The organism is Olsenella profusa, from assembly GCF_016900315.1.
Lineage (GTDB): Bacteria > Actinomycetota > Coriobacteriia > Coriobacteriales > Atopobiaceae > Thermophilibacter > Thermophilibacter profusus_A.
In genome coordinates this window covers 58,130-70,334 of the sequence record NZ_JACSNQ010000001.1, presented here as the reverse complement: position 1 = coordinate 70,334, position 12,205 = coordinate 58,130, and the positions used below count along the sequence as shown (strand labels likewise).

General features: G+C 67.6%; 7 protein-coding genes and 2 tRNA genes. 3 read left to right on the top strand and 6 right to left on the bottom strand.

What is annotated here, in order from left to right; all coding sequences use genetic code 11:
* Positions 1–23: 23 nt before the first annotated feature.
* From H9X80_RS00300 to gdhA, 4 genes are all read right to left on the bottom strand, one after another.
* Positions 24–866 (bottom strand): PHP domain-containing protein, encoded by an 843-nt coding sequence (locus H9X80_RS00300; protein ID WP_204792351.1) that lies wholly within the window; start codon positions 864–866, stop codon positions 24–26.
* A 237-nt stretch (positions 867–1,103) separates the two neighbouring features.
* Positions 1,104–4,319: a carbamoyl-phosphate synthase large subunit gene (gene carB / locus H9X80_RS00295; protein WP_204792350.1), complete on the bottom strand. Its 3,216-nt coding sequence runs from the start codon at positions 4,317–4,319 to the stop codon at positions 1,104–1,106.
* Positions 4,320–5,588, bottom strand: coding sequence for a glutamine-hydrolyzing carbamoyl-phosphate synthase small subunit (gene carA / locus H9X80_RS00290; RefSeq protein WP_204792349.1), 1,269 nt, complete (start codon positions 5,586–5,588; stop codon positions 4,320–4,322).
* A 752-nt stretch (positions 5,589–6,340) separates the two neighbouring features.
* A complete protein-coding gene (gene gdhA, locus H9X80_RS00285; RefSeq protein WP_204792348.1) occupies positions 6,341–7,696 on the bottom strand; it encodes an NADP-specific glutamate dehydrogenase in 1,356 nt (451 codons plus the stop codon).
* Positions 7,697–7,944: 248 nt separating this feature from the next.
* Here gdhA and H9X80_RS00280 point away from each other — a divergent pair.
* From H9X80_RS00280 to H9X80_RS00270, 3 genes are all read left to right on the top strand, one after another.
* Positions 7,945–8,021: transfer RNA gene (locus H9X80_RS00280), tRNA-Pro, on the top strand.
* Between the two features lie 6 nt (positions 8,022–8,027).
* Positions 8,028–8,101: transfer RNA gene (locus H9X80_RS00275), tRNA-Gly, on the top strand.
* Between the two features lie 52 nt (positions 8,102–8,153).
* Positions 8,154–9,083 (top strand): diacylglycerol/lipid kinase family protein, encoded by a 930-nt coding sequence (locus tag H9X80_RS00270; protein ID WP_204792347.1) that lies wholly within the window; start codon positions 8,154–8,156, stop codon positions 9,081–9,083.
* A 178-nt stretch (positions 9,084–9,261) separates the two neighbouring features.
* Here the strand turns inward: H9X80_RS00270 and ptsP are convergent, their stop codons facing one another.
* Positions 9,262–10,965 carry a phosphoenolpyruvate--protein phosphotransferase gene (ptsP, locus tag H9X80_RS00265; protein ID WP_204792346.1) on the bottom strand — a complete coding sequence of 568 codons (1,704 nt, stop codon included), beginning with the start codon at positions 10,963–10,965 and terminating at the stop codon, positions 9,262–9,264.
* A 95-nt stretch (positions 10,966–11,060) separates the two neighbouring features.
* Complete coding sequence (locus H9X80_RS00260; RefSeq protein ID WP_204792345.1) at positions 11,061–12,077, bottom strand: 1-phosphofructokinase family hexose kinase; 1,017 nt, start codon at positions 12,075–12,077, stop codon at positions 11,061–11,063.
* Positions 12,078–12,205: the final 128 nt, after the last annotated feature.

Here is a 12,205-nt window from a genome sequence, read left to right as displayed (position 1 = left end):
GGCAGTCCCTTCGCATCATCGCGTCACTGGAGCGGCATCGACTCCCAGCTGCCGTCCGCCCGAGGCACCTCTACGAAGCGGTAGCCCACCTCCCAGGCGTGCGCGTAGGCGCGCGTAATGCCGTCGCAGAGGTCCTCGGGCCGGTGGCCGTCGGAGCCCACGGTGATCGGCACGCCCGCGTGGCAGAAGCGCTCAAGCAGGCCGTGAGCGGGGTACCAGTCCCCCACCCCCTTGCGCCAGCCCGCCGTGGAGAGCTCCACGCGCCGACCCGTGTCGTGTGCGCAGGCGACCATCCGGTCCCAGAGCGGGGCGAGGTCGATTGTGGCCGGGAAGCCCTCGTTGCGCATGCGCTCGGGCAGGTCGGGGTGGGCCATCGTGTCAAAGGGCAGCGGGCTCTCGCAGGCCGCGCACCACGCGTCAACGTAGCGTCGCCAGACCTCGTCGGGGCCGAGCTCGCGCCAGATGTGCTGGTCGTTGACGTCATCGATCCACGCTCCGTCATCCTGCTCGCCAAGCCAGTGCACCGAGCCCAGGCGCACCTGCGCCCCGGCGGACCAGCGCATGACGTTCTCCTCGCAGCCGGGGTACCAGTCGCACTCGAAGCCGTAGACGCACTCCAGCTCCGGGTGGGCGGCCGCGGCGGCCTCCCACGCCGCTCGGTGCTCGGCGAGCTCCGGCTCCGTGACCTGCACCCCGCCGCTGGGGTCCATCACGCGCGGCAGCGTGAGGTGGTCGGTCGAGACGAGCACCGCGCACCCCGCCGCGACGGCGGCCCGGGCGTTCTCCTCAAAGGTCCCCACCCCGTCCGAGAAGCGGGTGTGGGTGTGGCAGTCGACGATGGAGCCGGGCGCAAGCGGACGTGGCATGTCTCCCCCTTCGCGTCTGAAAAACCCACATTTGGCTTTGTGAAGCCGGCAAAACCCCAGTTGGCCGTTCAAGCAGGAAAGCCAACCAAAGCCAAATGTGGGTTAATCCTACCGCATGGCCGCGGGGTCGCGGCCGGACGCCCGCAGCCGAAAGGACAAAGGGCCGCCGGGCGAAAAGCCCGACGGCCCGATGAGGTCAAAATGATACGAAGGGACTGTCCCTTCGTATCATTCGTATCAGCGGCCCAGGTCCTGGAGGGCGTAGACGTCGAGCGGGCCCTGGCGCAGCGCACCGATGGCCTGGACGAGCGCCACCGCGCCGGACATGGTGGTGGCCATGTCGATGCCGCGGCTCACGGCCTCGGAGCGCATCTTCACGCCGTCGCCGCGCGAGCTGTGGCCCTTGGGCGTGTTGATGAGGAAGGCGATCTTGCCCTCGGCCATGAGGTCGATGATGTTGGGCGAGCCCTCGGAGATCGGCTTGACCACCTCGCACGGGATGCCCGCGGCGCGCAGCGTCTTGGCGGTGCCGCGCGTGGCCAGGAGATCGTAGCCAAGCGTCTGGAGCGCAAGGCCCACCGTCGCCACCGAGCGCTTGTCGCGGTCGCACACGGAGACGAAGACGTTGCCGGACTGCGGGATCACGTAGTCGATGGCCTCGCGCGTCTTGGCGTAGGCCTTCGGGAAGGTGGTGTCGATGCCCATGACCTCGCCGGTGGACTTCATCTCCGGCCCCAGCGTGACGTCGGCGCCCGGGAAGCGGCTCCACGGCATCACGGCCTCCTTGACCGCGTAGTAGCCGAGGTCGCGCCCCTCCTCCGGCAGGTCGAGGTCGGCGATCTTCTCGCCGCTCATGATGCGGGCGGCGCACTTGGCCAGCGGCACGCCGGTCGCCTTGGACGAGAAGGGCACGGTGCGGCTCGCGCGCGGGTTGAGCTCGATCACGAAGACCTGCTCGTCGCGCACCGCGTACTGCACGTTGAGGAGGCCCTTGATGTGGCAGGAGAGCGCCAGGCGCCGCGTGGTGTCGCGGATCTTGGCCACGATGCGGTCGGACAGCGAGAAGGGCGGGAAGCAGCAGGCGGAGTCGCCGGAGTGCACGCCGCACTCCTCGATGTGCTCGAGGACCGAGCCCACGTAGCACTCCTGCTCGTCGCAGAGGGCGTCCACGTCGAGCTCGATGGCGTCCTCGAGGAAGGCGTCAAGGTAGACGGGGTGGTCCGGGGAGACCTTGGTGGCCTCCTCCATGTAGCTCACGAGGTCGTTGTCGTCGTAGACGATGCCCATGCCGCGGCCGCCGAGCACGTAGCTCGGGCGGACGAGCAGCGGGTAGCCCACGCGGCGCGCCACGTCCTTGGCCTCCTCAAGCGTCTCAGCCGTGCTCGAGGGCGGGTAGGCGATCTCCAGGCGGTCGAGCAGGCTCGCGAAGCGGTCGCGGTCCTCGGCGAGGTCAATGGCCTCGGGCTGGGTGCCCATGATCGGTACGCCGGCGGCCTTGAGGCGACGGGCCAGGTTGATCGGGGTCTGGCCGCCCAGGGTGACGATCACGCCCACGGGCTTCTCGACCTCGATGACGTTCATGACGTCCTCGAAGGTGAGCGGCTCGAAGTAGAGGCGGTCGGAGGTGTCGTAGTCGGTGGAGACGGTCTCGGGGTTGCAGTTGACCATGACGGTCTCGTAACCCTTGGCCTCGAGCGCGTAGGCGGCGTGCACGCAGCAGTAGTCGAACTCGATGCCCTGGCCGATGCGGTTGGGGCCGGCCGAGAGGATCACCACGCGCGGCTTCTCCGCCTCGTGGAACTCGGAGACGCCGCCCGCCTCGTAGGTGAAGTAGTGGTAGCTCGTGCGCGCGGAGAACTCGCCGGCACAGGTGTCGACGGTCTTGACGCACGGGCGCACGCCGAGCACCTCGCGGACCGCGCGGACGGTGTCCTCGCGCTGGCCGGTGAGGTAGCCCAGCTGGGTGTCGGAGAAGCCGAGCTGCTTGGCGGCCATCATCGTGTCGGCGTCCAGGCCCGCCAGGCCGCGCTCGCGGATGACGCCCTCGGCCGTGACGATGTCGGCGATGCGGTTCAGGAACCAGCGGTCGATCTTGGTGAGCTCGTGGACGCGCTCGACGCCCCAGCCGCGGCGCAGCGCCTCGGCCACATAGAGGATGCGCTCGGGCGTGGGCGTGGCCACGTGGTGCTCGAAGTTCTCCTCGTCGAAGTCGTCCGCGCCGTCGGCGCCGAGGCCGGCGTGGCCCTGCTCCAGGGAGCGCATGGCCTTCTGGATGGCCTCCTCGAAGGTGGCGCCGATGGACATGACCTCGCCGACGGCCTTCATGCGCGTGGTGAGGGTGTCGTCGGTGCCCTTGAACTTCTCGAAGGCGAAGCGCGGGATCTTGACCACGCAGTAGTCGATCGACGGCTCGAAGCAGGCCGGGGTCTCTCGCGTGATGTCATTCTCGATCTCGTCGAGCGTGTAGCCCACGGAGAGCAGCGCCGCCATCTTGGCGATGGGGAAGCCGGTGGCCTTGGAGGCCAGCGCCGAGGAGCGGCTCACGCGCGGGTTCATCTCGATCACGATGACGCGGCCGTCGTCGGGGTTCACGGCAAACTGCACGTTGGAGCCGCCGCAGGCCACGCCGACGCGCTCGAGGATGGCGATCGAGTAGTCGCGCAGGCGCTGGAGCTCGAAGTCGTTCAGCGTCTGGCAGGGCGCCACGGTAATGGAGTCGCCGGTGTGCACGCCCATCGGGTCGAGGTTCTCGATGGAGCAGATGACGACGCCGTTGCCCGCGGAGTCGCGCATCACCTCCATCTCGATCTCCTTCCAGCCCTCCACGGACTGCTCAACCAGGACCTCGCTCTCGGGAGAGAGCGCCAGGCCCTGCTCGGCAATGCGCAGCAGGTCGTCATGGTCGTAGGCCATGCCGCCGCCAGCGCCGCCCAGGGTGAAGGCCGGACGGATGACCACCGGGTAGCCGAGGTCGTCGGCGATCTTCTCGCACTCCTCGATGGTGTGCGCCACGCCGGACTTGGCGACCTCCAGGCCGATGTCGCGCATGGCGTTGGCGAAGAGCTCGCGGTCCTCGCCGGTCTCGATGGAGTCGATGTCGCAGCCGATGACCTCGACGCCGTACTTCTCGAGCACGCCCGCCTTGGCAAGCGCCACGGCGCAGTTGAGGCCCGTCTGGCCGCCCATGTTGGGCAGCAGGGCGTCCGGGCGCTCCTTCTCGATGACCTTGGCCACCGAGGCGGCGGTGATGGGCTCGATGTAGGTGCGGTCGGCAGTCTCCGGGTCGGTCATGATGGTGGCCGGGTTGGAGTTGACGAGCACGACCTCGTAGCCCTCCGAGCGTAGGGCCTTGCAGGCCTGGGTGCCGGAGTAGTCGAACTCGCAGGCCTGGCCGATGACGATCGGGCCGGAGCCGATGATCAGGATCTTCTTGATGTCGGTGCGCTTGGGCATCTAGAAGCGCCTCCCCTCGCGGACGTCGATGGCGAGGTAGTCGTCCTCGCCGCGCATGAGCTTGGCAAACGCCGCAAAGGCGTACGTGGAGTCGTTGGGGCCGGGCTTGGCCTCCGGGTGGTACTGCATGGAGAAGGCCGGCACGTCGAGGAACTGGATGCCCTCGGGGGTGCCGTCGTTGAGGTTGACGTGCGTGAGGCGGATGCGGCCGTAGCGCTCGTTGCGCACCACCGGCGCGATGTGGCGCGAGGACCAGAAGCGCAGGTCCTCGTCTGCCGGGTGCTCGGAGACACCGTCGGAGAGCTCCGGCACAAGCGGCCCGAAGGTCGAGAAGACCGGGCCGTAGTTGTGGTTCTGCGCGGTGATCTCCACCTTGCCGGTGAGCAGGTTCATGACGGGCTCGTTGCCGCCGTGGTGGCCGTACGGGAGCTTCTCGATCTGTGCGCCGGCCGCCATTGAGATGACCTGGTTGCCCAGGCAGATGCCAAAGACCGGCACCTTGCCGAGGCACGCGCGGACGGCCTCGGCCACGCTCGGAACGCTCTCGGGGTCCCCGGGGCCGTTGGAGAAGAACACGCCGTCCGGCTCCTGGGCGAGGACGTCAGCCACCGGGGTGTCCCACGGCACCACGGTGACCTCGCAGCCGGCAGCCGAGAGGCGCTTGGCGATGCCGGCCTTCTCGCCGCAGTCGTAGGCCACGACGGACAGGCGCGGGCAGCCGTCGACGTCCTTGCCGGGAATCACGTAGGGATTCTCGCAGGAGACGTCGGCCACGTAGTTGTGCTCGGCGATCGCCGGGCTCTGGCGGACGCGCTCGACGAGGCTCTCCGGGTCGAGATCCACGGTGGAGATGGCCGCGCGCATGGCGCCGCCCTCGCGGATGGCCAGCGTCAGGGCACGGGTGTCCACGTCCTCGATGGCCACCACGCCGCGCTCGGCGAGAAACTCGGGCAGGCTCGTGACGCTCTGCCAGTTGGAGGGGGTGTAGCACGCGTCGTGCACGACGAGGCCGGCCAGGTGAAGGCGGTCGGCCTGCATGTCCTTCTCGTTGATGCCGTAGTTGCCAACCTGCGGGTAGGTGAGCGTCACGATCTGGCCCGCGTAGGACGGGTCGGAGACGATCTCCTGGTAGCCGACCATCGAGGTGTTGAACACGATCTCCCCAAAGGTCTCCCCCTCCGCGCCCACGGAGCGCCCGAAGAAGTGCATCCCGTTCTCGAGCGCCAGAAGCGCCCTCGGATGCCTGCCGTTGTCCACCAGTAGGTTCACAGCAACACCGCCCTTTCGTCCGTGCGCCCAGAAGGCAGGCCGCAGCTACAAAAAACGGAGCCCGTTCACGCGAGACTCCGACTAGGCTGCGACGTAGGTTGTGGACGCCTTTTCGGTCTCTCGTACCGTCTTAAAGGTCTTGGATAGCATAGCAGTAAAGGCGTTGCCCGTGTGGTGACATAACGCCCCTACCCAAAATGCGCGGGATGAGGGGGTCGGGGCCGGCGGGACGCTGGCCGGGCGCTGGCCGCACCGTTTCCGGACGTTCCCGGCGAGAAGAACGTCCGGAAACAGTACCCGCCTCCCCGCTCGTACCGTCCCCGGACGTTTCGACCTTCCAAACCGTCCTAAAACAGTACGTCTTCATCTGCCGTACCGTTTTCAGACGTTCTGACTGTCCAAACCGTCCAGAAACAGTACGTAGCCGACGGCCGCACCGACTCCGGACGGTCCAGGGCTGGGTTCCGTCCAGAAACAGTACGCAGCGGAAGGACGCACCGTCCCCGGACGATTCGGGGGTGAATTCCGTCCGAAAACAGTGCGGCCATCTGGCCGCACCCATCCTTCCCCGGCGAGAAGAACCTCCACCCCGCACGCGACACCCCCGGCGGCAGGAGGTCCGCCGACACCATGACGGCCCCGCACGCAACGCCCTGATGACAGGCAGCCCCGGGGCCTGCTTAGCGGAAGTTTCACGAAGTGCACTTCCGCGCGCAAGCCCCGGGGCCTCGCACCCGTCAGGTTCTTCTCGCCTAGCAGACGCCCTGGGCCATCATGGCATCGGCGACCTTCAGGAAGCCGGCGATGTTGGCGCCCATCACGAAGTTGCCCTCGTGGCCGTACTCACGGGCGGTGTCGTTCACGTTGTGGAACATGCCGCGCATGAGGCTCTCGAGCTTGCCGTCGACCTCCTCGAAGGTCCAGGAGAGGTGCTCGGCGTTCTGGCTCATCTCGAGGCCGGACACGAGCACGCCGCCGGCGTTGGCCGCCTTGCCGGGCATGAAGGCCACGCCGTGCTCCATGAGGTAGGTGGTGGCGTCGGGCATGGTGGGCATGTTGGCTCCCTCGCCCACGACCTTGCAGCCGTGCTCCACGAGCGCCTGGGCGTCGGCAAGCTCGAGGGTGTTCTCGCGGGCGCAGGGCAGCGCGATGTCGCAGGGGAGCTGCCAGACGCCGCGGCCGTCCTCGGCGTGCCAGGTGGCGTTCGGGCGCTCGTCGACGTACATGGCCAGGCTCACGCCCTGGTCGTGGCCGGAGCGCTTCTTGTCGTAGATGTGCTCGAGCACCTGGTAGTCGATGCCGTCGGGGTCCTCGACCCAGCCCTTGGTGTCGGAGCAGGCGATAGTCTTGCCGCCAAGCTGCGCGACCTTCTGGATGGCGTAGATGGCCACGTTGCCGGAGCCGTGCACCACGACGGTCTTGCCCTCGAAGGAGTCGCCCTGGCTCTTGAGGTACTCGTCGACGAAGTAGACGAGGCCGTAGCCGGTGGCCTCGGTGCGGGCGAGCGAGCCGCCGTAGGTGAGGCCCTTGCCGGTGAGCACGCCGCTCCACTCGTTGCGGATGCGCTTGTACTGGCCGAACATGTAGCCGATCTCACGGCCGCCCACGCCCAGGTCGCCGGCGGGGACGTCGGTGTCGGGGCCGATGTGGCGGCAGAGCTCGGTCATGAAGGACTGGCAGAAGGCCATGACCTCGCGGTTGGACTTGCCCTTGGGGTCGAAGTCCGAGCCGCCCTTGCCGCCGCCCATCGGCAGCGTCGTGAGGGCGTTCTTGAAGATCTGCTCGAAGCCGAGGAACTTGAGCATGCCCACGGTCACCGTGGGGTTGAAGCGCAGGCCGCCCTTGTAGGGGCCGATCGCGGAGTTGAACTCCACGCGGTAGCCACGGTTGACCTGCACCTTGCCGGCGTCGTCCACCCACGGCACGCGGAACATCACCACGCGCTCGGGCTCCACGAGGCGCTCGAGCAGGCTCGCCTCCTCGTACTCGGGGTGCGCGTCAAGGGCGGGCTGCAAGGTCTCGAGAACCTCCTTGGCCGCCTGGATGAACTCGGTCTGCTCGGGGTAGCGCGCCTCGAGCTCGGCGATGACCTTGTCGGAATACGTCATGTGCGCTCCAATCTGTGGACGGTCCGTGGGCCGGCTTACTTTGCTGAAAAGGATACGTTTTTGAAACGTAGCCGTGCAGAGCCAGTGCCTCATACGTAACGCCATCGAACCTCGCGCGAAACCTTCTGTACACACGACGGTGTTCACGGGCGGTCCTTCTCGCCGGACGCCGTCTCGCGGGCGAGAAGGACGTCTTGTGGGTACGCTTGCCCCGGCCCCTGCGCTCGCCTATACTTTCTTCCTGCGACCGGGGCGTGGCGCAGCTTGGTAGCGCACCTGCTTTGGGAGCAGGGGGTCGCGGGTTCGAATCTCGCCGCCCCGACCATCGCACGCGGGTGTGGTTCAATGGTAGAACCTCAGCCTTCCAAGCTGATGACGCGGGTTCGATTCCCGTCACCCGCTCCATGAGAGTCAAGGCCCGGGCCATGCGTCCGGGCCTTTCCGTAAGAAGGACGCCATGGCAGACTCCCCTCTTGGCCGCACGCTCGTCATCGCCAACCCGGCGGCCCACAGCGGCCGCGGCGCGGAGGGCGCGGACTTTGCCGAGCGCTTCCTGGCAAGCTGGGGCTCGGCCACGCGCGGCTTCGAGGTGCGCCGTACGACGGGCCCGGGCGAGGCCGTGGGCATGGCGGAAGCGGCGGACGGCTTCGACACGGTGGTGGCGCTCGGCGGCGACGGGGTCATCCACGAGGTGGTGAACGGCCTCATGGCGCGGCCGGCCGCGGACCGCCCGCAGCTTGGGGTGATCCCGCTCGGCTCCGGGAACGACTACGCGCGCACCCTCGGCATGGCGAAAAACGACGTCGAGGCGGCGCTCGCCCAGCTCGTGCGCGGGTCCGCGCGCAGCGTCGAGGTGGGCCGGGTCAACGGGGTCCACTTCATGCAGACGCTCTCCTTCGGGCTGGACGCCGCCATCGCGCTTGACACCACCGACCGGCGCGCCGCCGACACCTCGCAGGAGGGCGAGGCGCTCTTCGTGACCTCCGGGCTCAAGATCCTCTCCCATGCCAAGGGCGGCTTTGCCTGCACGGCCCGCTTTGACGACGAGGCGCCGCTCGAGCTCTCCACACTCATCTTTGCCATCCAGGTGGGGCCGAGCTACGGCGGCGGCTTCTGCGTCTGCCCGGACGCCGACCCCACCGACGGCCAGCTCGACGTCTGCTACAACGTGCGCGTCCCGGCCCTCCCCCACCTGCTCGCGCTCTTCGGCCTCGCGCGGTGGTGGCGCCACGCCGGCTCCTCCGCCGTGTGTCTGCGCCGCGTGCGCCGCGCCGAGCTCGACTTTGCCGTCGCGCCGCCCTGCCAGGTGGATGGCGAGCGCCTCGAGGGCACGCACTTCTCGGTGGAGGTCGTTCCGGGGGCGCTGCGCGTCATCTTCCCGCGCTAGGACGCGGGTGCAAGCTGCGGCAGCACGTCGCGGCAGCGTGTCACAGCCACTGGCTCTTCTCGCCTGCGCTGGGCGGACCAGCGTCGCTCGGTCCAGCATCAATCCGCCAAAAAAGCGCCCCGACTCGCGTGGAGCCGGGGCACCCAAGTCGCCTTGCTGTGAGCTAAAAGCGAAAGACCTAGCGGGCAGCAGCCTGGAGCATGGCCTTGACCTCGGTGGCGGTCTTGAGCTTCATGACCTTCTCGGTCAGGGCGTCGGCGTCGGCCTTGGTCCACTCGGAGATGATGCGGCGCGTGCGCAGGATCGACGGCGCGGACACGGAGAACTCGTTCAGGCCGAAGGAGATCAGCACCGGGATCAGCAGCGGGTCGGCCGCGGCCTCGCCGCACATGCCGACCATGATACCGGCCTTGTTGCCCTCCTCGATGATGCGCTTGAGCGAGCGCAGGACGGCGGGCTGGTAGACCTCATAGAGGTAGCTCACGCGGTCGTTGCCGCGGTCGGCGCACATGGTGTAGCCGATGAGGTCGTTGGTGCCGATGGAGAAGAAGTCGCACTCGGCGGCGAGGTCATCGGCGATCAGCGACGCGGCGGGCGTCTCGATCATGGTACCGACCTCGATGTCCTTGTTGTAGGCGACGCCGCGGGCGTCAAGGTCAGCCTTGCACTCCTCCACGAGGGCCTTGACCTGGCGAATCTCGTCGATGTTGGTGACAAGCGGAATCATGATCTTGATGTCGCCGAAGGCCGATGCGCGCAGCAGCGCGGTGAGCTGGACCTTGTACTGGTCCGGGTTGTTCAGGCAGTAGCGCACGGCCCTGAAGCCCATGAAGGGGTTCTCCTCCTTCTGGAGGTTCAGGTACGGGATCTCCTTGTCGCCGCCCACGTCGAGCGTGCGGATGATGACGGGCTGGCCCTTCATGCGCAGGGCGACCTTCTGGTACGCGGCGAACTGCTCGTCCTCGGTCGGGAGCTCCTTGGCGTCCATGAACAGGAACTCGGAGCGGAACAGGCCCACGCCCTCGCAGTCGTGCTCGGCTGCGACGTTGGCGTCGTCCGGGTTGCCGATGTTGGCAACGAGAAGGACCTTCTCGCCGTCGCCGGTCACGGTCTCCTTGCCGCGGTAGGCCTCGAGCGCCTGCTTCTCCTCGGCGAACTGCTTAGCCTTGGCGCGGTAGTGGGAGAGCTCGTCGTCGCTCGGGTTGGCGAGCACGCGGCCGCGGGAGCCGTCGACGATGACCATGTCGCCGGTCTTGATGGTCTTGGTGACGTCGGCCACGGAGAGCACGGCCGGGATCTCGAGCGCGCGGGCGATGATCGCGGAGTGGGAGGTGCGGCCGCCGGTCTCGGTGACGATGCCGGCGACGTTGTCCTTGTCGATGTCGGCCGTCATGGACGGGGTGAGCTCGTGCACCACGACGATGGAGTTCTCCGGCAGCGTGGAGAGGTCGACGACCTCCTTGCCCAGCAGGTCGGCGAGAAGGCCGGTCTTGACGTCGGCGACGTCGGCGGCGCGCTCGCGGAAGAGCTCGTCCTCCATGTTGGAGAACATGTTGTAGTACATGTCGTACGCCTCGGAGACGGCCTGCTCGGCGCACATGCCGGAGTCAATCGAGCCGTTGACCATCTCCTGGATGCCCTCGTCCTCGGCGAACTCGATGTGGGCGCCCATGATGGCGGCGGCCTCCTCGCCCACCGTGACCTTCATGCGCTCGATCTGCGCGTTGGTCTGCTCGATGAACTTGGCGACGGCGGCGGCGTAGCGCTGCTTCTCGTCGCCCGTGTCATCGGGCTTGTGCGGAGTGAAGCTGAGGTCGGGCTCGACGGCGACGCGCGCCACGCCGATGCCGATGCCGTCAGATGCGTTGACTCCCTCGTACATGTTCTATCCCCCTACGTCCCAGGCCGGATGGCGGCCTCATTACAACTTGTTCACGCCCCCGAGGGGACGAGAAACCCAATCTCAGCGCGGCGCGACTAGTTCTTCTCGCCCTGGTCCGCCGCCTCTGCCGCAGCCACGGCCGCCTCGCGCGCACGGTTGTTCTCCATGGCCTGCGCGATGGTGCCCGGGATGGCACGGCCCATCTTCTTGTAGAGCGCGGACACCACGCGGTCGATCGTGGCGCGCTTGGCGATGCCCTTGCTTGCCGCCGTGGCGGTGCCGCAGGCGGACGCGAAGATCAGCGCCGTCTCGTAGTCGACGCCGCGCGTGACCTGCGCGAGGAAGCCCGCCACCATGGAGTCGCCCGCGCCGGTGGCGTTGACGAGCTTGATCTTGGCGGTGGGGACGATGTGCTCGGCGCCGTTCTCGTCAAGCAGGAGCGAGCCGTGGCCTCCGCAGGAGATGATGACGTTGCGGGCGCCGGCCTCCTGGAGCTTGTGCGCGTAGGGCATGCACTCCTCGGGCTCCTCGATGTTGACGCCGTAGATGCGGCCGACCTCGTGGTTGTTCGGCTTGATGAGGAACGGGTGCATCTCCAGGGCCTCCATGAGGAGCTGACCCGGGGCGTCCACGACGAACTGGATGCCGCGGCCGCCGAGGCGGCGCATGACCTGGGAGTACATGTCCTCGGGAAGCGAGTTGGGGATGGAGCCCGTCAGGACGAGCGTGTCACCGGCGCCCACGATGTCCATGCGGCCGAGCAGCTCGTCGACCTTCTTCTCGGGAATCTTGGGGCCCATGCCATTGACCATCGTCATGACGATGCCGTTGAGCTTGATGTTGATGCGGGTGTAGCCGCGGTCCAGGCACACGAAGTTGCTCGCGATGCCCTTCTCCTGCAGACGGCGCAGGAGGTAGTCGCCGGTGAAGCCGGCGGCGATGCCCATGGCGATGCTCGGGACGTCGAGCTCGTTGAGCAGCGTGGAGATGTTGATTCCGTTTCCACCGCAGTGGAGCTCCTCGGAAGAGGACCTGTTCGTGAAGCCCATGTCGAGGGTCAGCGGGTGCATGACATAGTCAAGGGCAGGGTTCAACGTCATCGTGTAGATCAACGTGCGCTCCTTCCAACGAGCAGACCACACCTGTTCAGTATGCCTTCATGACACCTTCCGCCCGCGCGAGATTTACGCGAGCGCGCCGTTCCACGCGGCCAGAGGCATGACACGGGCCGGACACCCCT